13 protein-coding genes and 1 pseudogene are annotated in these 24,257 nt (G+C 72.9%); 6 read left to right on the top strand and 8 right to left on the bottom strand.

Annotated elements, in window-relative coordinates; translation table 11 throughout:
• Positions 1-36: 36 nt before the first annotated feature.
• The gene (locus CP970_RS43005) at positions 37-897 is read right to left on the bottom strand and encodes a helix-turn-helix transcriptional regulator (protein ID WP_055545190.1); all 861 of its coding nucleotides are present in this window, start codon (positions 895-897) and stop codon (positions 37-39) included.
• Between the two features lie 54 nt (positions 898-951).
• Here CP970_RS43005 and CP970_RS43000 point away from each other — a divergent pair, with 54 nt between their 5' ends.
• Complete coding sequence (locus CP970_RS43000) at positions 952-1,812, top strand: SDR family NAD(P)-dependent oxidoreductase (RefSeq protein ID WP_079043317.1); 861 nt, start codon at positions 952-954, stop codon at positions 1,810-1,812.
• On the opposite strand, the gene CP970_RS42995 is transcribed toward CP970_RS43000, so the two are convergent.
• A complete protein-coding gene (locus tag CP970_RS42995) occupies positions 1,764-3,566 on the bottom strand; it encodes a methyltransferase (protein ID WP_055545188.1) in 1,803 nt (600 codons plus the stop codon). The two genes, CP970_RS43000 and CP970_RS42995, sit on opposite strands and share 49 nt — an antisense overlap.
• Positions 3,567-3,748: 182 nt before the next feature.
• On the opposite strand from CP970_RS42995, the gene CP970_RS42990 reads away from it, so the two are divergent.
• Positions 3,749-11,812, top strand: coding sequence for a type I polyketide synthase (locus CP970_RS42990; RefSeq protein ID WP_055545187.1), 8,064 nt, complete (start codon positions 3,749-3,751; stop codon positions 11,810-11,812).
• Between the two features lie 28 nt (positions 11,813-11,840).
• Here the strand turns inward: CP970_RS42990 and CP970_RS45365 are convergent, their stop codons facing one another.
• The 4 genes from CP970_RS45365 to CP970_RS42970 form a co-directional block, all read right to left on the bottom strand.
• Positions 11,841-12,095, bottom strand: coding sequence for a hypothetical protein (locus CP970_RS45365; protein WP_224059057.1), 255 nt, complete (start codon positions 12,093-12,095; stop codon positions 11,841-11,843).
• Positions 12,096-12,411: 316 nt separating this feature from the next.
• Positions 12,412-13,206: a DeoR/GlpR family DNA-binding transcription regulator gene (locus CP970_RS42980; RefSeq protein WP_224059055.1), complete on the bottom strand. Its 795-nt coding sequence runs from the start codon at positions 13,204-13,206 to the stop codon at positions 12,412-12,414.
• Positions 13,207-13,383: 177 nt separating this feature from the next.
• On the bottom strand, positions 13,384-13,947 hold the full coding sequence (locus CP970_RS42975; RefSeq protein WP_079043316.1) for a flavin reductase family protein: 564 nt from the start codon (positions 13,945-13,947) through the stop codon (positions 13,384-13,386).
• Positions 13,948-14,124: 177 nt separating this feature from the next.
• Positions 14,125-16,242: a BTAD domain-containing putative transcriptional regulator gene (locus tag CP970_RS42970; protein ID WP_055545185.1), complete on the bottom strand. Its 2,118-nt coding sequence runs from the start codon at positions 16,240-16,242 to the stop codon at positions 14,125-14,127.
• 447 nt (positions 16,243-16,689) lie between these two features.
• On the opposite strand from CP970_RS42970, the gene CP970_RS42965 reads away from it, so the two are divergent.
• From CP970_RS42965 to cs1, 4 genes and pseudogenes are all read left to right on the top strand, one after another.
• Entirely contained in the window at positions 16,690-18,405 is a 1,716-nt protein-coding gene (locus CP970_RS42965; RefSeq protein ID WP_055545184.1) for a thiamine pyrophosphate-binding protein, read from the top strand.
• A gap of 5 nt (positions 18,406-18,410) precedes the next feature.
• Positions 18,411-19,967, top strand: coding sequence for an asparagine synthase-related protein (locus tag CP970_RS42960; protein WP_055545183.1), 1,557 nt, complete (start codon positions 18,411-18,413; stop codon positions 19,965-19,967).
• Between the two features lie 44 nt (positions 19,968-20,011).
• Positions 20,012-20,989, top strand: a complete 978-nt coding sequence (gene speB, locus CP970_RS42955) for an agmatinase (protein ID WP_055545182.1) — start codon at positions 20,012-20,014, stop codon at positions 20,987-20,989.
• Positions 20,986-21,959, top strand: a pseudogene (gene cs1, locus CP970_RS42950) (clavaminate synthase Cs1). Before speB ends, cs1 begins: the two are co-directional and overlap by 4 nt.
• Before the next feature lie 58 nt (positions 21,960-22,017).
• On the opposite strand, the gene CP970_RS42945 reads toward cs1, so the two are convergent.
• On the bottom strand, positions 22,018-23,157 hold the full coding sequence (locus tag CP970_RS42945; protein WP_055545180.1) for an acyl-CoA dehydrogenase family protein: 1,140 nt from the start codon (positions 23,155-23,157) through the stop codon (positions 22,018-22,020).
• Positions 23,158-23,236: 79 nt separating this feature from the next.
• Complete coding sequence (locus CP970_RS42940; protein WP_055545179.1) at positions 23,237-24,241, bottom strand: aldo/keto reductase; 1,005 nt, start codon at positions 24,239-24,241, stop codon at positions 23,237-23,239.
• Positions 24,242-24,257 lie beyond the last annotated feature (16 nt).

Raw genomic sequence — 24,257 nt, 5'->3', positions numbered from 1 at the left:
TCGCGGCCCGCGCCGCTCAGGGGCCCGGCTCGCGGGTCAGCCCGGTACGTCCATGCGCTGCGTCCCGACGACGGACAGCAGGCGCAGGGCCTCCTCCGAGGGTGAGCCGGGGACCGCGGTGTAGATGACCACCCGCTGGTCCTGGTCGGCGATGTCCAGGACGTCGCAGCGGACGGTGACGTCGCCGACCAAGGCGTGGGCGAAGGTCTTGCACAAGATGGGCTGGTCGGTCACGTCGTGGCTGTCCCACAGCCGGTCGAACCGCTCGCTCCCCGCCCGCAGTTCCGCGATCAAGCCGGTCACCTCCGGGTCGTGGGGGTAGCGGACCGCGGCGGTGCGCAGGTGATGAGCGGCGGTCCGGGCGAATTCGTCGGCGTCCGAGACGCCGTACAGCCGCCTGCTGTCCCAGGGCGGGCCGAGGAAGACACGCCGGATGAGGTTCCGGTCCCGGCGCGACAGCGCGGAGAAGTCCTCCATCAGGGCGGTGGCCAGCGAGTTCCAGGCGATGACCTCGTACGTCGCCGAGAGGACGACCGCCGCGGCCTCAGGGAGCCGGTCCAGCAGGTCGACGATGCTCTGCCGCACCTCGCGCGAAGGCCCGGGCGGCAGGGCGGGCGGGGCGCCCGCGAGGTGATGGAGGTGATCGCGTTCGGCGTCCGAAAGGCGCAGCGCGCGGGCCACCTGCACCAGGACCTCGCTCGACGGGTGCGGCGCGCGGGCCTGCTCGAGGCGCGCGTAGTACTCGGTCGAGATGAAGGCCAGCTGCGCCACTTCCTCGCGGCGCAGCCCGGGGGTGCGGCGGCGCGTCCCGGCGGGCAGCCCCACGTCGGCGGGGGTGATGCGTTCACGCCTGCTGCGCAGGAAGTGACCAAGCTCTTGTCGTACTCGTCGATCCACCCGTCCAGTGTCCATGATCGCCGAGATGCCCAGCCAGGTACTGACGGTGCCTGGATGAGTGGGGAGGCCGGGAGCAGGCTGATCGACATGAACAACACCCCGAACACCACGGACACCACGGACACCTCCACCACGTCCCTCACCTCGCTCGCACCCCTCGGCCTGCTCGACGGAAAGGTCGCCTTCATCACCGGTGCCGGTCGCGGCATCGGCGCCGCCGCGGCGCGGCTCTTCGCCCGGGAGGGCGCCGAGGTACTCCTCGCGGCACGCACGGAGCACCAGCTCAAGGCGGTGGCCGAGGAGATCAGGGCGGCGGGCGGCACCGCGGACCACGTGGTGTGCGACCTGTCGGACGCGGCGAGCGTCCGGGCGGCGGTCGACCATTGCGTAGAGCTGTACGGCCGTCTCGACGTCGCCTTCAACAACGGCGCCACGAGCCAGGAGCCCGGCCCGATGGACGAGCTCTCCGAGGCCGATTTCGATCACCTCTACGCCGTCAACCTCAAGGGCCCGTGGCTGGCCATGAACGCCGAGATCGCCGCGATCCGGGCGACCGCGAAGCGGGGCGCCATCGTCAACACCTCCAGCATCGGCGGCCTGATGGCCATCCCCCAGCTGCCCGCGTACGGCGCGACAAAGCGCGCGGTGAACAGTCTCACCGCTTCGGCGGCCGCCACGTACGGCCCCGAGGGCATCCGCGTCAACGCCATCGCCCCCGGCACCACGCTCACCGAGATGCTGCACGAGTGGGACGAGAGGTCCCCCGGCACCATCGACCACCTCAACTCCCAGACACCGCTGGGCCGCGCCGCCGACCCCATGGAGATCGCCCAGGCCGCCGCCTGGCTCCTGAGCGACCGCTCCTCCTACGTGACCGGGACGGTGCTGCCGGTCGACGGGGGCATGGTGGCCTGAGCCGCCTTGCGCGCCCGCAGCAGGAACCCGTCCAGAGCCAACGGGACGACCGGGCCCAGGTCGAGTCCGGCCCCGGCGAGCAGCCGCCCGTAGTGCTCCGCGGTCCGCTCCCTGCCGCCCACGTTGCACAGCATGTGCAGGTCCCACGCGGTTGCCAGGGAGGGCTGCCCGTCCTGCGGCAACAGCCTTTCCACCACGAGGAGTTCGGCGCCCGGGGGCATGGCGTCGGCGCAGCGGCGCAGGATCCGCAGGCAGGCTTCGTCGTCCCAGTCGTGCAGGATCCGGGAGAGCAGGTAGACGTCGCCGCCGGACGGGACCGACTCGGTGAAGTCGCCCGCCACGAGGGCACAGCGGTCGGCGACTCCCGCTTCCGTCAGCCGCGCGCGGGCCGATTCGAGGACGTGCTCACGCTCCAGCAGCACCCCGTGCAGGTCCGGTCCGGCCGCGAGCACCCGCCCCAGCAGTTCGCCGTCGCACCCACCGACGTCGACGACCAGCCGCGCGCCGGACGCCGCCACCGCCGCCGCGACGGGCCCGAACCTCGCGGCACTCGCGGCCATCGTCCGCTGGAAGAGCACGTCCAGTTCCGGACGCTCGGCGAAGTGCGCGAAGTGCCCTTCGCCGTAGAGGTGGGTGAATGCCTCTTCGCCGGTGCGCACCGCGTGGTCGAGCTCTCCGAAGGAGGCGTAGAAGGGGCCTCCGTAGAGCTCGGCGAGTGGCGCCATGGAGTGCGGGGCGTCCGATCGCAGCACGCTGCCGAGCGGTCCGAGCCGGTACCGGTCGCCGTCCGCCGCGACGACGTCGATGCTCGCCAGGTACCGCAGGAGCCGTCCGAGTCCGTCCGGGTCCGTGCCGGTCCGCGCCGCCAGTGCGGCCGCGTCCGCCGCGGATTCCGTGCCGGTCGGCAGCGCGTCGGGCAGCCCGAGGCGTACGGCGGCGGCGAGTGCCTGGGTCGTCCAGGCTCCGGTGCACAGCTCAAGGAGCCGCCGCGCCGGATCCTGGCCCGCCCCTGCCGCCCTGTGCGCGGTGAGCGCCTGCCGGTGCTCACCGCGGGCGTGCAGTTCGAGACGTTCGGACCCCCGAACCGCGGCGACGCCACTCTCGGGATCCCCCGCGCCGGGCTCGGTGCGGAAGTAGAGCGCGGTGGCGTCCTCGTAGGCGTTGTAGCCGCCCCCGTCGGGCACCATCGCCCCGCGTTCGACCAGTGTCGTACGGAGTCCGGCCATGATCACGTCGTCGGGCTCGGTCACCTCCAGCGCGAGGTGCGACTCGTGCCGCGCGGCCCGTTCGCGTACGGCCACCGTGTCGAGCCCCGCACCGGGCGGCGCTTCGAGCACGAAGATCTCCACCGCTCGTTCGCCCGGGGCGACGGCGGACGGGGGAAATGCGGGCACCGGCACCGGCACCGGCACCGGCACCCGGACGATGTCCACGCGCAGGCTGTCCGGCGTGCGCCCGTACCGATCGGCGAGCCGACGCCGCACGATCACGCTGGGCACCGGCTTGCCCGCGTCGAGTCCACGGGCCCGCAAGGCGGCGCGCAGCGTCTCCACCGAAGGGGCGGAGACGAGGACGGCGGCGTGGGCGAGTGCGCAGTGCCGGACCAGGGCCGCCCGTTCGGACGCGGCAAGCCTCGGCATGAACCGCTTCACCACGTCATCGGTCCGGGCGGTCGCGACGCGCTCGACCGTCTCGTCGATCAGCGCGAGATCGGCGGGATGCACCGACAGCGCCCGGGCATCGGGACCGGCCATGCGCGCCCCCCTCCCTGTCCCCCGCCTACCTTCTTACATCCTGCGCGCGTCGGCATCGGGTCGGCATCAGGTCCGGTCCACGTCAGGTCCGGTCCGTCAGGTCCGCGACGCGTCCGCCTCCGCCGTCCGTCCACGTAGGCTCAACATCAGTACAGCGCAAGGGATTTGGAGAGCGGGGAACCATGACGCGTCACGACCTCATCCGACCGGTGCCCGAGCTGTTGAAGGAGCATGCCGAGCGGGCTGCCGGACGGATCGCCTACGCGGACTCCGCGCGCCGCGTCACCTACGCCGAACTGGAGCGCCGCACCCGCGCCCTCGCCGCGCATCTCGCCGGGACGGGGCTCCGCCGCGGCGATCGTGTCGCGATTCTCCTGGGCAACTGCGTGGAGGCGGTGGAGAGTTGCTTCGCCGTCCTGCGTGCCGGGATGGTCGGCGTACCCCTCAATCCGCGCTCGTCCGACGCCGAGCTGACCCACTTCCTTCAGGACAGCGGCGCCTCGTACGTCATCACGGACGCCCCGCACCTCGCTCAACTACGCCGCCTGCACGGGCCGTTCGGCCACCTGAACGCCCTGGTGACTGGACCCGGACCGGCCGCCGAAGGCGCCCACCTCTTCGAGCACGCGGCAGCGGGCGAGCGGTCCGCGGAGATCGACCGGATCGGACTCGACGAGCCCGCCTGGATGCTCTACACCTCCGGCACCACCCACCGGCCCAAGGGCGTCCTGTCGACGCAGCGGGCCGCGCTGTGGTCCGTGGCCGCCTGCTACGCGCCGCTCTTCGGCCTCTCGCCCGACGACCGGTTGTGCTGGCCACTTCCGCTGTTCCACAGCTTCAGCCACTCGATGGCGATCGTGGGTGTGACGGCCGTGGGCGCGAGCGCCAGGATCGTCGGCGATCCCCTGCCGTCGGGCGGCCTGCGGCAGGAGTTGCTCACGGCGGGCGAGGCGCTGGGCGGGCCGTTCACCGTGCTGGCCGGTGTGCCCGCCACGTATCACCGGCTTGTCGAGTCGTCGGGTGCCAAGCCGCGGGCGTTACGGATGTGCGTGGTGGCCGGGGCGCCGAGCGGTCCCGCTCTGCACACGGCCGTGGAGGCGGCCCTGGGGGCGCCGCTGCTCGACCTGTACGGCAGCACGGAGACCTGCGGCGCGATCACGGCCGATCGTCCCGAGGGGACCCGGGTCGAGGGCTCCTGCGGTCCGCCCGTGCCCGGCATGGACGTACGCGTCGTCGCGCCGGACAGCCTCGATGACGTCCCGGCCGGGGCCGAGGGCGAGGTCTGGGTGCGCGGGCCGAGCCTGATGACGGAGTACTACGAGCGGCCGGAGGCGACGGCCGCCGCCCTGCGGGACGGCTGGTACCGCACCGGCGACCTCGGCCGCTTCGTCGAGCACGGCCATCTCCTGCTCACCGGCAGGCTCAGCGAGCTGATCATCCGGGGCGGCGAGAACATCCACCCCGCGGAGATCGAGCAGGTCCTCGCGCAGTGTCCTGGTGTGTCCGACGCCGTGGTCGTGGGGCTGCCGCACGAGGTGCTCGGCGAGGTGCCGGTCGCCTTCGTCGTGCCCGGTCCCGACGGGCTCGACGCGCGGCGGGTCCTTGCCGACTGCCGGACACGCCTGGCCGATTACAAAGTGCCGACCGAGATCCGCGAGATCGACGCCGTCCCGCGCACCGCGTCCGGCAAGATCGCCCGGCACCGGCTGGTCGTCCCCGATCCGGCGCCCTCGCCCGACACCTCCCCGCGGGAGCGGCTGCTCGCCCTCCCCCGCGACGAGCGGGAACGCGCCCTGCGCGAGGCGGTCCTGACCGGCACGGCCGAGGTCTGCGGGTGCGCTCCGGAGCAACTGCCCGACGCCGACGCCCCGTTCGCCGATCTCGGCATGACGTCCCTGGGCGCGGTCGAGCTGGTGGACCGGCTCGGCGCGCTGACCGGGCTCAGGCTGCCTTCGACGCTCGTCTTCGACCACCCGACACCGGCCGAGGCGGCCCGTCACCTGCACGCCACGCTCTTCGATGACTTCGATGGCTTCGATGACTTCGATGGCGAGCCCTCGGAGCGACGGCCGCGCTCGCACGCCGGACAGGGCGGCGCCGACGAGGACGATCCCGTCGTGATCGTCGCCATGGGCTGCCGCTACCCCGGTGACGTCAACTCACCCGACGATCTTTGGGAGTTGGTGTCGCGGGGCCAGGACGCCATCTCGGAGTTCCCCACCGACCGCGGCTGGGACCTGGCCGCCCTGTACGACCCCGATCCCGACCGGATCGGCACCTCGTACACGCGACACGGCGGATTCCTGCACCGGGCCGCGGAGTTCGACGCCGGTCTCTTCGGCATCTCGCCGCGCGAGGCACTCGCGACGGATCCGCAGCAGCGGCTGCTCCTGGAGACGTCCTGGGAGGTGTGGGAGCGGGCCGGGATCGACCCGGCTTCGCTGCGCGAGAGCGACACCGGTGTGTTCGTCGGCCAGATGTACACCGACTACGCGACCCGCTTCCCGCGCCGCCACGAGCTGGAGGCGCAGCTGGGTCTCGGCTCTGCGGGCAGTGTGACCTCCGGGCGGATCTCGTACGTGTACGGGCTGCGCGGTCCCGCGATCACGCTCGACACCGCCTGCTCGTCCTCACTGGTGGCGCTGCACCTGGCGGCGCGCGCCCTGCGCTCGGGCGAGTGCTCGCTGGCCCTCGCGGGCGGCGTCACCGTCATGGCGACGCCCAACTCCTTCCTCGCCTTCAGCCGCCAGCGCGGCCTCGCGCCCGACGGTCGCTGCAAGTCGTTCTCGGCGGACGCCGACGGCACGGCCTGGGCCGAGGGCGTGGGGCTCGTCCTCCTGGAACGGCTCTCCGACGCGCGACGCGAAGGCCATCCGGTCCTGGCCGTGCTCCGCGGCTCCGCCGTCAACTCCGACGGCGCGTCCAACGGCCTCACCGCGCCCCACGGCCCCGCGCAGCGGCGGTTGATCGCGCAGGCCCTCGCCGACGCGGGCCTGCGCGCCGCCGACGTGGACGCGGTGGAGGCGCACGGCACCGGCACCCGTCTCGGCGACCCGATCGAGGCACAGGCCGTCCTGGCCACGTACGGCCAGGACCGCGAGCGGCCGCTGTGGCTCGGCTCCGTCAAGTCCAACCTCGGGCACACGCAGGCGGCCGCCGGAGTCGCGGGTGTCATCAAGATGGTGCAGGCCATGCGCCACGGCGAGCTGCCCCGCACGCTGCACGCCGACTCCCCGACGCCCCACGTGGACTGGCCGTCGGGCCGGGTGGAACTCCTGACGGCCGCGCGGCCCTGGCAGGCCACGCCGGACCGGCCGCGGCGTGCGGGAGTCTCGGCCTTCGGGATCGGGGGGACCAACGCTCACGTGATTCTGGAGGAGGCGCCGCCGGAGGACGATGCGGCGACCCCTCGTACGGCCTCCTCGACATTTCCCGCTCCCTGGCTGCTCTCCGCCGCCGACGCACCCGCCCTGCGCGCCCAGGCGCGACGCCTCGCCGCCCAAGTGGCGGACCGGCCGGGCCTGTTGTCCGCCGACGTCGCCCGCTCGCTTGCGGTGTCGCGCTCGGCCCTCGCCCATCGGGCGATGGTGCCCGCCGATGGCGATCCGGCCCGGCTGCTGGACGCGCTGAGCGCGCTCGCGGAGGGCAGGGACGCGCCGGGAGTCGTACGCGGCCTGGCGGCACCCGAGATCCGCACGGCCTTCCTGTTCACCGGGCAGGGCGCCCAGCGCCCCCGGATGGGCGCCGGACTGCGCGCCGCTTTCCCCGTCTTCGCCGAAGCCCTCGACGAGGTCTGCCGCCACCTGGACGACCGTCTCCCCCGGCCGCTGAGCGCGGTCCTCGCCGCGGAGCCCGGGACGCCCGACGCGGCGCTCGTGGACCGCACGGACTTCGCGCAGGCCGGTCTTTTCGCCTTCGAGGTGGCGCTGTTCCGCCTTGTCGATTCGTGGGGCGTTCGCGCCGATCACCTGGTGGGGCACTCCGTCGGCGAGCTGGCGGCCGCGCATGTCGCCGGGGTGCTCGAGCTCCCCGACGCGGCGCGGCTCGTCGCCGCCCGCGGCCGCCTGATGCAGACCTTGCCCGACGGCGGTGCGATGGTGGCGCTCGACGCGGCCGAGGACGAAGTGCGTGCCGTGCTGGGCGAGTTCGACGACCGGGTGGCGATCGCGTCCGTCAACGGACCACGCTCGGTGGTCGTCTCGGGAGCGGCGGACGCGGTGCTCGCCGTGGCCGCCGACTTCGAGGCGCGGGGCCGAAGGGCCGTACGGCTGCGGGTGAGTCACGCCTTCCACTCACCCCTGGTCGAGCCGATGCTCGACGACTTCCTGGGCGTCGCGCGCGAGTTGACCTTCCACCCGCCGCGCATCCCGATCGTGTCCACAGTGACGGGCCGTCCCGCCGACGCCGCCGAGTTGTGCTCGCCCGAGTACTGGGTGCGGCACGCCCGAAAGACCGTGCGCTTCGCCGACGCCGTCCGCGGCCTCGCGGACGACGGGGTCTCGGCCTACCTGGAGCTGGGACCCGGCCCCGTCCTCACCGCGGCGACGACCGACTGCCTGGCCACACCCGCGTCCGGCGGCGGATCCGACAGGTTCGACGCCGCCCCCGTCCTCGCGGTCGCCACCCGGGGAGGCGCGTACGAACCGGAGACTCTCCTGTCGGCCGTGTCGCGGCTGCATGTGGCCGGGGTCGCCGTCAACTGGTCTGCGGTGTACGCGAGTTCCGGCGCACGGCACGTGGACCTGCCGACGTACCCCTTCCAGCGGCAGCGGTACTGGCTCGACGCGCCGCGCACCACCGACGTCGACACCCCGGCGCTGCTTGGCCCCGCCTTCCCCGTGCCGGGCACGGAACGGACCGTGCTGACAGGCCTGTTGTCCCTCGCGACCCACCCGTGGCTCGCCGACCACGTCGTGGCCGGAAAGGTGCTCGTGCCTGCCACGGTGTTCGTGGAGATGGCGGTACGGGCGGGGGACGCGGTGGACTGCGGAGCGGTCGACGACCTCGTGATCCTGCGTCCGCTCGGCCTGCCCGATTCCTCGGCGGTGTGCGTCCAGGTCGTGGTGGGCGGTCCTGACGACGCGGGTCGGCGACCGGTCGACGTCCACACCCGGCCCGAGGAGTCCGCCGAGGACGCGCCGTGGACCCGGAACGTCTCCGGGCAACTGGTGCCGAGCCGTGCGGCGCAGGACAGCACGCTGGAGGAGGAGCTGACCCAGTGGCCGCCCCGGGCAGCCGAGGCCGTGGATCTCACCGACGCGTACGGCGCCCTCGCCGGCGCCGGGCTCGCCTACGGCCCCGCGTTCCAGAGCGTCGGCGCGCTCTGGCTGCGCGGCGACGACGTCTTCGCCGAGGTCCGCCTGCCCGCGTCGTACACCGCGGACGCGGACCGCTTCGGGCTGCATCCGGCACTGTTCGACGCCGCGTTGCACGCGTCGTTGCTCGCCGCGCCCGCCGACCCGGGCGCGCTCCGGGTGCCGTTCGCCTGGAGCGGCATCCGCCTGCACGCCTCCGGAGCCACGGCGCTGCGTGTCCACGTGACGCGCACCGGCACGGACACCGTCTCGGTCACCCTTGCCGACCCGCACGGCCGCCTCGTGGCCCGTGTGGACTCCCTGACCACCAGGGAGCTCCCGCCCACCGAGCGGACCGACCCGGCATCCGACGTAGCACGACGGGCTCTGCTGCGCCCCGAGTGGGCGGACCTGGGAATCCTTGAGCCGTCGACCGGCACGGACGGACCCGCGTGGGCGGTGCGCGGGGACGACCTGCTGGGCCTCGCCGAGTTTCTGTCCTGCGGTGAGGCTCCCCGGTTCGTGGCCGTCACGGCCGTCGCCCGCGCGGTGGCCTCCGGCACCGGCGGCACGGACTCCGATCCGCTGCCCGGCGTACACGAGTTGACCAGCCGGGTTCTTGAGACGCTGCGGGACTGGCAGGGCGATCCGGGCACGGCGGGCGCACGGCTCGTGGTGGTGACGCGCGATGCCACCGCCCCCGTACCGGACCTGGCGGGCGCGGCGGTCTGGGGACTGGTGCGCGCGGCCCAGTCGGAGCTGCCGGGCCGTGTCGTCCTGGTGGATGTGGACGGGCGACCGGAGTCGCTGCGCCTGCTCTCGGCGGCGGTCGCCATCGGCGAACCCCAACTCCGCGTACGGGAGGGCAGGGTGACGGTCCCTCGGCTGACCTCGGTCGGCGACGAGGGCGGTGGAACGGTGACCGCCTTCGACCCGGACGGCACGGTGCTGATCACCGGAGGCACCGGCGCGCTCGGCGCGGAGCTGGCACGTCACCTCGTCACCGACCACGGCGTACGACACCTGGTACTGACCGGACGCCGTGGGCCGCGGGCGCCCGGCGCCGATGAACTGCGCGGCGAGTTCGTGCAGTTGGGGGCACGGGTCGACATCGTGGCCTGCGACGCGGCCGACCGTGCGGCGCTGGCCGAGGTGATCAAGCGCTGCGATCCGCCGCTGACCGGTGTGGTGCACGCCGCCGGTGTGCTCGACGACGGCGTGCTGGAATCGCTGACTCCCGGGCGGATGACGGCGGTACTGCGGCCGAAGGCCGACGCCGCCTGGAACCTGCATGAACTGACCCGGGACATGGGGCTCTCGGCGTTCGTCGTGTTCTCCTCCGTCTCCGGGCTGCTCGGCCCGGCGGGCCAGGGCAACTACGCGGCGGCGAACGCGTTCCTCGACGCCCTCGCCCGGCGCCGCGGCGCCGAGGGGCTTCCGACGCTGTCACTGGCGTGGGGTCCCTGGGAGCACGTCGACGGCATGGCGGCGGCGCCGGATTCCGGCTCTTCCCGACAGCGCCCACAACCGCGTGACGTGCTCGTGCCGCTGTCCACGCGGCAGGGCCTCGCCCTGTTCGATGCCTCGCTGCGCTCGACGGAGCCGGTGCTCGTGCCGGTCCTGCTCGACCGGGGTGCGCTGCGGTCATCCGCCGGGCTCGTTCCACCGTTGCTGCGCGGGCTCGTGCGCCGGAACCGGCCGACGGCCGCCGCGACGGCCTCCGGCCCCGAACGGGATACCGAGGCGGCCGGAGCCTGGCGCGAGCGGCTGAACCAGTTGCCCGCCAACGCACGCGAGGCGGCGCTCGCGGAGCTGCTGCGGGCCGAGGTGGCCGCGGTGCTCGGATACCCCGACGCCGACGCGCTCCCGGCCGGAAAGTCGCTCGGCGAACTCGGATTCGACTCCCTGACGGCCGTGCAGCTCCGCAACCGGCTGAGCATGGCGCTCACGGTCAGGCTGCCGGTGGCGGTGGTGTTCGAACACCGCACGGCCGACGGACTGGCACGCCACCTGCTCGGCCTCCTGGAGGACGAGGCGACCACGGGTACGGCCACCGAAGAAGCCTCCGCGGTCGAACGGGCCGAACGGGTCGCGTCGTACACCCTCTCCTCGCTGTTCCGTACGGTCAGCGCGGCCGGACAACCGGTGGCGGCGATGCACCTGCTCGTCACCGCGTCCTGGGCGCTGCCCTCCTTCACGGCCGCCCAGGGCTCCGAGCACGCCCTGCCCCCGATCCGCCGCTCCCACGGCCACTCGGGCGCCGACGGGCCGACCGTCGTCTACTTCCCGGCGTTCCAGCCGTCGCTCGCTCCTGGCACCGGTGACTTCCCCCGTTTCCACGGCGCCTTCCACGACGCCCTCGATGTCCTGGAGTTCCCGTACCCCGGGATCGGTGCCGGTGCAGCCGTGCCGGAGGACCGTGCGGCACTGGCGCGTACGCAGGCCGAGAGCGTGCTGCGGCACACGGGAGACGGGCCCTTCGTGATCGTGGGGCGGTCGGCGGGCGGGAACGTGGCACACCTGGTGGCCCATCAGCTGGAGAGCATGGGCCGGGCACCGGCAGGTCTGGTGCTGCTCGACACCTACCACATCACGCCGGACAACAGCGGCACGGACTGGCTGCTGTCCCTGGCCTCCCCGCCCCCGCGATCCGGGGACCTCTCGGGCGACGACGACAGCATCCTGGCCGCGATGGGCGCCTACCACCGGATCCTGCTCGGCTGGGAACCCGAGCCGATCACCACGCCCACGCTCCTGGTCCGCGCGGCACTCCCCACCCCCGTGATGGCGGCCGCCGCGGAAGCCGACTCCTGGCGGACGTCCTGGCCGTCAGCGCACGACGTCGTGGACGTCCCCGGCGACCACCTGACGATGATGCGGGAGCACGCGGAGTCGACCGCGACGGCGGTCCGCGACTGGATCCGGACACGAACGACGAGGGGAGAGAACTGAGTTGAGACAACGGGCGACGGCGGCCCGGTCAGTCACCGCTCCCCCGCAGGCGGTCCACGGACCAGGCGCCGAGCCCCACCAGCACGGCGATCCCCGCCGCGTACACCGGCAGCCACACGGTCGTGGTCGCCGACAGGCAGTCGGCGACGGCGACGTGGCTCTGGATCTCCTGCGCCCGCGCCAGGGCTGCGCCGTCCCGGCCTGCCAGATTCGACAGTGCCGCCTCCGTGCGGATGCTCTCGTAGGCGCCCAGTTCGGCACACTCGGCACGGGTGCCCGGCATCGGGAACAGCCACGACCAGCGCGTACCCCCGCGAGGTTGCCCACGTACGCGGCGCGCAGGCCCGGCGCCCACGTCGGCAGCCGGTAGAGCGAGAAGAGCACCGCGAGGAGCGTCACCCCTACGTAGGTGGCGAACCACTGCCACGAACCGTCCGCGAGCATGGCCGTCAGCACGGCGCCGAGTGCGATGCCGATGACGCCCGACTGAGCGGGAAGGCCACGGCCCCGGGCAGGGGGCGCTGCCGCGCTCCGGGCCGCCGGGGCGCCGGGATCGTCCATGGTCTCTCCTGCCTGGCCCGGTTGGCGGAGCGCCACCGTCACACCCGCAGCACCTCGGGTCCGAGCAGCGCGTACCGGCGGGCCTCGCGCTGCGGGAGGCGAGTGTCGGTGACGATCGTGTCGAAGGCGCGCGCGTCGGCGAACCGGCAGAAGCTCACCGCGCCGAACTTGGAGTACTCCCCGGAGAAGACCCGTCGGCGCGAGGAGCGCATGGCCTGCCGCTTGACCTCGCTGACCGTCGGGTCGGGGGTGGTCAGGCCGTGCTCGCGGGAGATGCCGTTGGCGCCCACGTACGCCAGGTCGATGACGAACTCGGAGAGCATCTGCGCCGCCCAGCGGTCGACGGTCGCCATCGTGCGGCCCCGCACCCGGCCGCCGAGCAGCAGAACGGTGCACCGGGGCCGGGTCGCGAGCACTTGGGCGGCGGCGAGCGACGCGGTGATCACGATCAGCGGGCGGTCGTCGGGCAGCGCCTCGGCGATCAGCTGCGGGGTGTAGCCCTCGTCGATGAAGACCGTCTCGGCATCCCGCAGGAGTTCCGCCGCGGCCGCGGCGATCCGTGCCTTCTCCGCGGCGTGCATCCCGGTGCGGAACGCCAGTGGTGTCTCGAAACGCGTGCTCTCCACCGGGTACGCGCCCCCGTGCGTGCGCCGCACCAGGCCGCGCCGCTCCAGTGTGCTCAGGTCCCGCCGCACCGTCTCCTTGGACACCCCGAGGTCGGCGGCGATCGCGGTGACGTCGACGGATCCCGCCCGCCGGGCGCTGATCACGATGTGGCGGCGCCGGTCCTCGCCCTCCGCGGCGACCGCCCGGCCCATGACTGTATCCCCCATGTGTAGCCCTCCCCCATGTCAACTGCGGCCTGCACCGCGCCCGTTCGGGCGGTCCGGCCGTCCATTGCCTCCACGCATGACCTCTACGGGGCGGACGGCAGGACGGTTCACCGGGCTCTGGGGACAGGTGTCATTCCGGCCGCCGCGCGTCACTGCGGGAGCGGCCGGGACGGGGTGTCAGAAGGTGGCCGAAAGACGGGGTCGTGGCGCGTACGTGCCGTAGTGGCCGCCCAGGAAGACCAGTGGCGGGCCCTGGTGCCCGGTGCCGAGCGCGCGCACCGAGCCCGTGACGAACCAGTGGTCGCCCGCGTCGGACTGCGTGTGCGGCACGCAGTCGACCCAGGCGACGGCGTCGGGCAGGAGGGGGCAGCCCGAGGGCGACCGGTGGTGGGGAAGGTCCCAGCGGCTGGGCGATTTCGCGACGAACGCCTCGCACACGCCGCGCTGTCCCGCGCTGAGCACATTGACGCAGAACCGGCCCGCGGACCGGATCAGCGGCCAGGTCGTCGAGGTGCGCGCGGGCAGGAAACCCACCAGGGGCGGGTCGAGGGACACCGAGGTGAAGGTGCCGACGACCATGCCGAGCGGATCCGCCCCCGGCCATGGCGCGGGCGCGGTGATCAGGGCGACTCCGGTGGGGCAACGCCCCAGTACCGTACGGAAGTCCGCCGCGGGCCCGTGGTGCGCGCAGCCGCACCCGGGGCTGTCCTGTGATCCCTCGGAAGGGAGGCCGTCCGTCATGGCGTCACCGATCCTGCGGTCAGTACGGGCGGACGCCGAGGTTGACTTCCAAGGTGACCTCTCCGTTCCTGATGGCCTTTGCCGGGCGGACCGGCGCCTGCCAGGCCACCGTGGCACACCCGGCTTGCCGACCGCTGCGTCGTTCGCTTGAACTCCCTTGAACGGGGGACGCCGCGCTCATGCCGCCCCGGCGGGCGATGTCGTACGGGTGTTCTCCAGGGCATGCCGGACCGCCTCGCGCACCAGCGGGTGGACGAACCGCAGGCGGTCGTGGCCGACGGGGTCGGGCGCCAGCAGCCCGCCGTGCAGGGCCAAGGGAACCGTGTCCGCGGAGATGCCTTCGTGCCGCAGCATCGCCTCGACGACGCGTTGTTCGCAGCCGTCCTCCATGACGGCGCACAGTTCGAGGAGACGGCGGATCCCGGGCGGCAGGCCCGACAGGCGTTCCAGTACGACCCCGGCCAGTTCGTGGGGGATCACGGCGTCCGGGTCCACGGCGAGTCCCTGCTGCCCGGCGTGCAGCAGGTAGCCGAGGAAGAAGGGGTTGCCCGCGGTACGCAGGTGGAGCCTTTCCAGGAGGCGTGGTTCCGGGCTCTCCCCCAGGGTCCCGCACGCGAGCGCCTCGGTGGCCGCGAGGTCAAGGGGCTTGAGCAGGATCCGGCGCGCGTCCAGTGACTGGAGGATCACGGCCGCGGCCCGCCGCAACTCGGCGTCGTGGGCCAGTTGGAAGGTGCGGGTGGTGACCACGAGGAGGATCGGGACGCTCCGCAGCTGCTCCACGAACAGCCGCAGCAGGGCGAGCGACGGCGCGTCGGCCCGGTCCACGTCCTCCACGACCAGGACCGTCGGCTCGCGGACGGTGCGCAGCAGCGCCTGGCACACCGCGTCGTGCAGCGTGAAGCGGGCGTCCCTGGAGAGCGGCGTCGTCACCGGCCGCGCGCTCGGTCCGGGGAACGGCGGCTCGCAACCGTCCGAGCAGATTTCGGGCAGCAGGTGCGCGAGGCCCTGCCGCACCCAGTCGGGTAATCGGCGCACGCGGTCGGGCCAGAGCGCGGTCAGCCTGCGCAGGAGCGTCGTCCACGGCCAGTAGTCCGGCTTGTCCTCACTCTCCGAACAGGACGCCCAGACGGTGTGCACGCCCTCCGGGACCGTCCGCGCCAGCTCGGACACCAGCCGTGTCTTGCCGATTCCGGCCTCGCCGACCAGGAACGCCACCCGGCCTGACGTGTGGAACGCGCCCGTCGCGGAGTCGACGAGGGCCCGCAACTCGTCGTCGCGCCCGACGAACACCGGTGGGGCGCCTGCCGCCCGCCGCCGCGCGCCCGCGTCGCGGTGGCGCCCGGTGTGGGACCGTGGCGCGGGGATGGTGATCCGCCCGGACTCGACGGCGGGCGTCGGGTGGGGCGGCTCTTCGACGGCCGGGGCGGGGCCGCAGCGCGTGTCGTCCCGCGCGCCCCGGACGGCGACCTCGGGCGCGCGCTCCAGGGAACAGTCCTGCCGCAGGATCGCCGCGTGCAGCGCCGCCAGTTCCCTGCCGGGGTCCGCGCCGATCTCCTCGGCGAGGGCATGGCGGGTCTCCTCGTACGTCCGCAGGGCGTCCGCTTGGCGGCCGAGCCGGTACTGGGCGTGCATGTACAGGCCGGTGAGCCGCTCGCGCAGGGGGTTGCGCTTCGCCTCGATGGCCAGGGGGTGCAGCACGTTCTCCTCGCGGCCGAGGCGCAGCGCGCACTGGGCCCACGACTCCACGGCGCTGAGCCGCAGTTGTTCGAGCCGGGCGGCCTCCTGCACGGCGAAGTCGTATGCGCTCAGCTCCTCGTAGGGCGCTCCGGCCCAGGTGTCCAGGGCGGCGCTCAGCACGGCGTGAGCCTCGTCGACGCTTCCCTTCTGGGCCAGTCGGCTGCCTGCCCGCACGGCTCCCTCGAAACGGTGGACGTCGACGTGTTCGGGATCGATGACCAGCGCGTACCCCGGTTGCTGGTAGTGCAGTCGGGGCCTCGACCCGTCGGGCAGGACACAGTCGGCGAGGAGCTTGCGCAGTCGCGAGACGTACGACTGCAGGGTCGCGTTGGCGGTCGCGGGCGGGGCGTCTCCCCAGATCCGGGAGACGATCGAGTCGACCGACACCACGCCGCCCGCGCCGATCAGCAGCAGGGCGAGGACCGCGCGCTGGCGCGGCGGCCCCAGCTCCAGCGGGCGGCCTTCGCCGCGCACGGACAGCGAACCGAGGGCGCCGATCGGCGGCGGTCCTGTCGGCTCGGGCACATCGGCACGGGGTTCCAGGCTCGTCGGCTTCACTACGGCATCCGGTCCTCTCTGGGTGGCGCGGGACTGCCGCGCGTGGCGCGGGGCTGGCGCGCGGCGCGTCCGAACCGCCTCGTCGCCCCGCGTCACCGCCTACTTTCTCCCGGCGGAGGGGTACCGCCCTTGCCCGTTACGGGGCGCGTTGTGCCTGCCCGTGGCTGAATGCAGGGCTCCGGTTGCCCGGAGCGGCTGCCCGCGACGTCGGACGCCGAGCACCGGGCGCGCACACGGATGCGTGTGCCCGCGATGCCCCAGCCGTCCACAGGGACCGTGCAAGTCGACCGCCCACTCCTCTGCAAGGTGTGCTCGGCACAGTGACCGGTGACCGCCGACGGACCCCTCGGCTCCGCGCCACACGTATGCCGAAAACATCCGCGCCACACCTAAGCCGGAAACACCCCCAGGCACAGCACCCATCCGCTCTCACCCAGAGGAACCGCCATGTCCCGTGTCTCCACCGGCCCCACCACCCACCCGACCACCGCGCACGCCCTGCTGCGCCGTCTCCACGACCACGGGGTGCGCACCGTGTTCGGGGTGGTCGGCCGTGAGGCCGCGTCGATCCTCTTCGACGAGGCGGACGGCATCGACTTCGTGCTGACCCGGCACGAGTTCACCGCGGGCGTCGCGGCCGACGTACTGGCCCGCATCAGCGGTCGGCCGCAGGCGTGCTGGGCCACGCTGGGCCCTGGCATGACCAATCTGTCCACGGGCGTCGCCACCTCCATGCTCGACCGGTCCCCGGTCATCGCGCTCGCCGCCCAGTCCGAATCGCACGACATCTTCCCCAACGACACGCATCAGTGCCTCGACTCGGTGGCCGTCATGCGGCCGATGACCAAGTACGCGGCGGAGCTCCAACGCCCGGACGACATCACGGACTTGGTGGACTCGGCGATGGCCGCGGCGATGACCGAGCCGGTCGGGCCGAGCTTCATCTCCCTGCCGGTCGACCTGCTCGGCGGCGACGTGGACACCGCGCGGTCACGCCCCCCGGCCAGCCTCCCGGCCAAACCGGTCGGCGCGGTCGAGGACGGCTGGCGGAACGCCGCGGCCGAGGCGGCCGAACTGCTCGCTTCGGCGCGGCACCCCGTGCTGGTCGTCGGCGCCGCCGCGATCCGCTCCGGTGCCGTGCCCGCGATCCGCGCGCTGACCGAGCGCCTGCGCCTGCCCGTCATCACCACGTACATCGCCAAGGGCGTCCTGCCGCACGCGCACGAGCTGAACTACGGCGCGGTCACCGGCTACATGGACGGCATCCTGGACTTCCCCGCCCTGGACACGCTGTTCGGGCCCGCGGACCTCATCCTCACCCTCGGCTACGACTACGCGGAGGACCTGCGGCCCTCGATGTGGCAACGCGGCGTGGCGAAGACCACGGTCCGGGTCTCCCCGACGGCCAATCCGGTGCCGCGGGTCTACCGCCCCGACGTCGACGCCGTCACCGACGTCCTCGCCTTCGTGGAGCACCTCGACCGCGCCACGGCCGACCTGGGCCCGAAGGCCGCGCACGACATCACGCCGCTGCGGGAGCGGATCGCCGAGTTCCTCGCCGACCCCCACCACTACGACGACGGCCTGCGCGTGCACCAGGTGATGGACACCATGAACACCGTGCTGGCGGAGACCGCAGAGGCGGGCGAGGGCACCATCGTCTCCGACATCGGCTTCTTCCGGCACTACGGGGTGCTCTTCGCCCGCGCCGAACAGCCCTTCGGCTTCCTCACCTCGGCGGGCTGCTCCAGCTTCGGCTACGGCATCCCCGCGGCGATCGGCGCGCAGCTGGCCCGGCCGGGACAGCCGACCTTCCTCATCGCGGGCGACGGCGGCTTCCACTCCAACAGCGCCGATCTGGAGACCATCGCCCGGCTCAACCTGCCCATCGTCACCGTGGTCGTCAACAACAACACCAACGGCCTGATCGAGCTCTACCAGAACATCGGCCACCACCGGTCCCACGACCCCGCGGTCAAGTTCACCGACGTCGACTTCACCGCGCTCGCCCGCGCCAACGGCGTCGAGGCCACCCGGGCCACCAGCCGTGAGGAACTGCTCGCCGCGCTGCGCAAGGGCGCGGGGCTCGGGCGGCCGTTCCTGATCGAGGTGCCGGTCTCCTACGACTTCCAGGCCGGCGGTTTCGCCGCCCTGACCATCTGAAGCCGATGACACCGAACTCCCCCGCCGCCATCGGCTTCCGCACCGAACTCCGCCAGGACGGCGGGCACTTGACCGAACCGGTCTTCGCGGCACGCGGCTCGCGGGCGACGTGGCAGGAACGCGCGGCCGACCTGACCCTGCACGCCGTACTCCTGCACTCCGGAGCGCCGGACGAGGCCTGCGCCCGTGCCCGGGGCAGGACGCTGGTCTTCGCCGGAGAGCTGTACAACCGGGACGCGTTGCACCGGCTGCTGCCGCCGGGGCGCGCGCTGCCGGGCACCGACGCCGCTCTCGTCAGCGCCCTCTTCGACGTCTACGACCTCCACGTCTTCCGGCTCCTGAACGGACGGTTCGCCGCCCTGGTGACGGAGTCCGGGCGGGCCCTGCTCGCCACGGACCACGTCGGCTCGGTGCCGCTGTACGTCCGCGTCGCCCCGGGGCGCGTCCTCGCGGCGACGGAGGCCAAAGCGCTGCGGGACGCCCCGCCGGGGCGTCCCGTCCCCGCCCGCCCGGTACGCCGAAAGACCGGCACCCACCAGGTTCCGGCGGGCACGGTCCTCGACATCGAGGTGGCCACCGGGAAGTGCGTCCCGCACCGCACGTGGGCGCCGCCGCTCGCCCGCCGGATCCTGCCGGAGGAGGAGGCGACCGACACCGTGCGCAGGGCGGTGGAGCGCGCGGTGCGGACCCGCGCGGGAGGGAGCACGCCCCTGGTGGTGCTCTCGGGAGGCATCGACTCCTCGGCCGTCGCGGCGCTGGCCGCCCGGCGGTCGGCCAAGCCCATCGACACCGTGTCGATGGGCACCGACGCGGCCGACGAGTTCCCGCAGGCGCGCGTCGTGGCCCGGCACATCGGCTCCGCGCACCGGGAGATCACCGTCCCGATCGCCGAACTTCTGCGGTGGCTTCCGCACACCGTCTGGGCCGCCGAATGCCTCGACCCGGACATCGTCGAATACCTGCTGCCGCTGACCGCCCTGTACCTGCGCATCGGCGGCCCGGGGCGGCGCGTCCTCACCGGCTACGGGGCCGACATCCCGCTCGGCGGCATGCACCGGGAGAACCGGCTGCCGCGCCTCGACACGGCCGTCTGCCACGACATGGATACCTTCGACGGCCTCAACGAGATGTCGCCGACGCTCTCCGCGGTGGGCGGCCACTGGACGACCCACCCCTACTGGGACCGCGACGTCCTCGACGTCCTGGTGTCCCTCGAGGCAGGGCTCAAGCGCCGTCACGGGCAGGACAAGTGGGTGCTGCGCGCCGCCATGAGCGACGTCCTGCCGCACGAGGTCGTCGTCCGCCCCAAGCTCGGCGTGCACGAGGGATCGGGCACCAGCGCGTCCTTCTCCCGGCTCCTGGTGGACGCCGGTGCCCCTCGGGAGCGCGTGCGCGAGGCCAAGCGCCTGGTGGTCCGGGAGGTCTTCGATCAAGTCGTGGTCGGCGGACGGCATCCGGACGACGTGGCGATCGACTCGGTGGTCGACGCCGTGCTCGGCGCGGGGGTCGAGCCCGCCACCGCCCGGCTGTCCGGCGCCGCCGCCCGTCCCGTTCCGCGATGACCACACCACGTACGTACCCGACCAGGAAGGGAGGGGCCCCGGCCGTGGAACGCATCGACACCACCGTCTCGCCTCGCTACGCGCAGATCCCCACGTTCATGCGCCTGCCGCACGACCCGGAGCCACGGGGCAAGGACGTCGTCGTCATCGGCGCCCCCTACGACGGCGGCACCAGCTACCGGCCAGGCGCGCGCTTCGGTCCGCGCGCCATCCGCGACGAGTCCGGGCTCATCCACGGCGTGGGCATCGACCGCGGGCCCGGCACCTTCGACCTGATCGACTGCGTCGACGCCGGGGACATCGACCTGACCCCGTTCAACATGCACATCGCCATGGCCACCGCCCAGGAGAGACTGAGCGGCCTCCTGTCGGACAACGCGGCCTTCCTCATGCTCGGCGGCGACCACTCGCTGACGCTGGCCGCGCTGCGCGCCGTCGCGGCCCTGCACGGTCCCGTCGCCGTCCTGCACCTGGACGCGCACTCCGACACCAACCCCGCCTTCTACGGCGGCGAGTACCACCACGGCACACCCTTCCGGCACGCCATCGAAGAGAAGCTCGTCGATCCCCGGCGGATGGCGCAGATCGGCATCCGGGGTCACAACCCGCGCCCCGACTCGCTCGACTACGCCCGCGGACACGGCGTACGGATCATCACCTGTGACGAATTCTGCTCACTGGGCCCCGAGCGCACCGGCGAGCTCGTCCGCGGCCTCGTCGGGGAAGCGCCCGTCTACGTGTCGGTGGACATCGACGTCATGGACCCCGCGTTCGCCCCCGGCACCGGCACGCCCGCGCCGGGCGGCCTCACCTCGCGCGAGGTGCTCGCCCTGCTGCGCGGCATCGGCGAGCTGCGCCCGGTGGGCTTCGACGTCATGGAGGTCTCGCCGCTGTACGACCACGGGGGCATCACCTCCGTGCTGGCCACCGAGATCGGCGCGGAGCTGCTGTACCAGTACGCCCGCGCGCACTCCCGAGACTCATACGACTCCCGAGACTCCCGAGAAAGGACACCCTCATGACCGTGCTCGACTGCTCCGCGTACTCGGCGGACCTGACAGTGCTCGCCGGGCGGCTGCCGCGGATTCCGCGCAGGGACCTCCACGGGTTCCTCGCCGCGGCGCGCACGGCCGCCACGGAGCTGCCCGCCCCGCTGGCGGCGGCCCTCGACGACTTCCGCTCCGACGGGAACCAGAACGGCTACCTGCTGCTGCGCGGTCTGCCGGTGGAGGACGACGACGCCCTGCCGCGCACCCCCGACAGCACTCCCGCTCCGGTGCGCAGGACGCTCCTGAACCAGGAGGCCATGCTCGCGATCGTCGGCCGCCGTCTCGGTCTGCACACCGGCTACCGCGAACTGCGCGCGGCCAGCGTGTTCCACGACGTCTATCCGTCGCCCGGCGCGCACTTCCTCTCCTCTGAGACCTCCGAGACGCTCCTTGAGTTCCACACGGAGATGGCGTACCACGTGCGCCAGCCCAACTACGTGCTGCTCGCCTGCTCCAGGGCGGACCACGAACGCAAGGCGGCCACCCTCGTCGCTTCGGTCCGCAAGGCGCTCTCCCTGCTGCCCGACGACGTCCGCGCCCGCCTCTTCGAGAGGCCCTGCCCTGCTGCGTGGACGTGGCCTTCCGCGGCGGAGTGGCGGACCCGGGAGCCATCGCCGACGTCAAACCCCTCTACGGGGACCCGCGGGATCCCTTCCTCGGATACGACCGCGAACTGCTCGCCCCGAAGGAGCCCGCCGACGTCGAAGCGGTCGATGTCCTCTCCAAGGCACTCGACGAGGTACGCGAGGCCGTGTTCCTGGTCCCGGGCGACGTACTGATCGTCGACAACTTCCGTACGACACACGCCCGTACGCCCTTCGTACCGCGCTGGGACGGCAAGGACCGGTGGCTGCACCGGGTCTACATCCGCACCGACCGGGGCAGCCAGCTGTCCGGCGGCGAACGGGCGGGCGACGTCGTGGACTTCGTGCCGCGGCACTGATGCCACGCACATGCTTGGGGGGCCGCCGGTTCGGGCGGCCCCCCCAGTCGTTCGGCCGCTAGGCGAAGAACAGGGGCTTGCCCGCGTAGTAGTCGACGATCGCCTCGCTCATGCTCGCCCGCGACGGGGGATGGAAGACGACTGCCTGTGCGGCGGCGGCCAGTGAGGCGATCCTCGGTGAGGTGATGAAGGCCATGCCGCCCAGCATCTCCACCGCCTGGCCGACGGTCCTGGTGATGATGTCCTGCACGGCGAAGCGGGTGAACAGGGAGGCCGCCGCGCAGTCGTTGCCGAGGTCGTCGGCCATGATCCGGCGGGCGATTCCCTCCACCAAGGACGCGGCCGATTCGATGAGGAGGCACAGCCGTGCGCGCTCTTCGGCCGATCCCCGCCGTCGGCTCAGCACGAGGTCGACCAGCGCGCTCGCCACTCCCGTGTACGAGGCGGCGACGATCATCTGGAACCAGATCACACCCGCCTCGTTGAGCTTGTCCAGCTCCTCGGCGGCGTTCGCGGGCGCACGCAGGACGTGCTCGGGCCCGGCGAACACATCGGTGAGGCGGACCTCGTGACTCTCCGCGGCGGCCAACGGGAACGTCGACCAGAACTCGTGCACGGAGATGCCCGGCGTATCGGCGGGCAGCACCAGGAGACCCATCTCGGCGTCTCCCCCGGGCCCGCGCAGCGCGACGCTCGCCGTGAGCAGGTCCATCGAACGCGACAGGCTGCAGGGCTTCTTGGAGCCGCTGACGAGGTAGCCGCCCGGTGTCTCGCGGGCCTCGACGGTCGGGCTGAGGATGCCGTGGCCCGAGCGCCCTTCCGCGTACCCCGAGGCGATGAGTGACCGGTTCTTCGCGACCACGTCGAGCACGGACGCCCGGATACTGGTGCTGCTCTCGTAGAGCGGTCCCACGGCGAACAGCATGCCGACCGAGAAGTGGTGCATGGCGGTGGCCACGGCCAGCGAGGGCGCGAGCGAGCCAAGGGCGCGGATCACCCTCACCGCGTCCAGCGCGGAGGCGCCGACCCCGTCGTATGCGCGGGGGATCAGGAGATTGGTGCCGCCGTACTCCTTGAACAGCGCGATGGCCGGACTCGCCGGGGACTCCAGCTCGTCGAAGGGCACGTCGGCGAGTCGGTCGGCGAGGCCGGGAAGGAGCTTTCCACAGACGTCGTGGTCGAGTTGCAGGAATTTCACGCTTCTCGTCCCTCTGCTAGTGCCGGAAGTTGGATCAGTTCGATCAGTTCGATCGGTTGGATCAGTCGTCAGAGTCGTCTCAGTTGTCGACGAGCCGCATCAGGAACGGCGGGTACCGCTCGCCGTGGACGGCCGTGGGCGGCACCGCGTCCGTCACGGCGCGCAGCTCGTCGGCCGTCAGGTCGACGCGGGCGGCGCCGAGGTTCTCCGCCAGGTGGTCGCGGCGGGCGGTGCTCGGGATGGGTACGACGTCGTCGCCCTGGTGGTGCAGCCAGGCCAGGGCGAGCTGGGCCGGCGTCAGGTCGCGGCGCGCCGCCAGGGGCCTCAGGGCTGCCACAAGAGCCTGGTTGCGCCCGAGGCCGGACTCGCTGAACCGTGGGAGCCCGTGCCGGAAGTCCGCCGCCGGGCCGAGATCGGCGACCGAGCCGATCCGTCCGGTCAGGAAGCCGCGTCCGAGCGGGGACGAGGCGATGACACCGATGCCCAGCTCCCGGCAGACCGGCACCACCTCCGCCTCGATGCCCCGGCTCCACAAGGACCACTCGCTCTGCACCGCGGTGATGGGATGCACCGCGTGGGCGCGGCGGATGGTGTCCGCCGAGACCTCGGAGAGGCACACATGGCGCACCTTTCCCTCGGCGACGAGCTCCGCCAGCGCCTCGATCGCCTCTTCGATCCGCTCACCGGGGGCCGCCCAGTGCTTGACGTAGAGGTCGAGGTGGTCGACACCGAGGCGTCGCAGGGAGCCGTGGCAGCGTTGCCGGATGTAGGCCCGGTCACCGCGTACGCCACGGAACTCCCCGTTCCGGTCCCGTTCGAGGCCCACCTTGGTGGAGAGGAGCACGCGGTCCCGCCGTCCCGCGACGGCCTTGCCGAGCAGCCGCTCTCCCTCGCCCAGGCCCTGGACGTCCGCCGTGTCCAGGAGGGTGACGCCACGGTCGATCGCTCGGCGCACGGTGGCGAGGGCCTCGGCGGGGTCGGCCCGCGCGTAGAAGGACGTCATGCTCAGACAGCCCAACCCCTGGGCCGAAAGCCTAAGTTCACCAACTCTGCGCGTCGGTAGGGGTTCCCCATCGGTCCGCATGCCCGCTCCTCACCAC

Source organism: Streptomyces kanamyceticus, from assembly GCF_008704495.1.
In the GTDB taxonomy this organism is placed as follows: Bacteria; Actinomycetota; Actinomycetes; order Streptomycetales; family Streptomycetaceae; genus Streptomyces; species Streptomyces kanamyceticus.
The sequence above is the reverse complement of the archived record's forward strand: the minus strand, read 5'-3'. Positions and strand labels throughout refer to the sequence as shown.

Coding starts and splice junctions, on each gene's coding strand:
- CP970_RS42975 (WP_079043316.1), bottom strand. CDS start 13,947: ATGACGGACGGCCTCCCTTCCGAGGGATCACAGGACAGCCCCGGGTGC.
- CP970_RS43000 (WP_079043317.1), top strand. CDS start 952: ATGAGTGGGGAGGCCGGGAGCAGGCTGATCGACATGAACAACACCCCG.
- CP970_RS45365 (WP_224059057.1), bottom strand. CDS start 12,095: ATGCCGGGCACCCGTGCCGAGTGTGCCGAACTGGGCGCCTACGAGAGC.
- CP970_RS42965 (WP_055545184.1), top strand. CDS start 16,690: ATGTCCCGTGTCTCCACCGGCCCCACCACCCACCCGACCACCGCGCAC.
- CP970_RS42960 (WP_055545183.1), top strand. CDS start 18,411: ATGACACCGAACTCCCCCGCCGCCATCGGCTTCCGCACCGAACTCCGC.
- CP970_RS42995 (WP_055545188.1), bottom strand. CDS start 3,566: ATGGCCGGTCCCGATGCCCGGGCGCTGTCGGTGCATCCCGCCGATCTC.
- CP970_RS42940 (WP_055545179.1), bottom strand. CDS start 24,241: ATGCGGACCGATGGGGAACCCCTACCGACGCGCAGAGTTGGTGAACTT.
- CP970_RS42990 (WP_055545187.1), top strand. CDS start 3,749: ATGACGCGTCACGACCTCATCCGACCGGTGCCCGAGCTGTTGAAGGAG.
- CP970_RS42980 (WP_224059055.1), bottom strand. CDS start 13,206: ATGGGGGATACAGTCATGGGCCGGGCGGTCGCCGCGGAGGGCGAGGAC.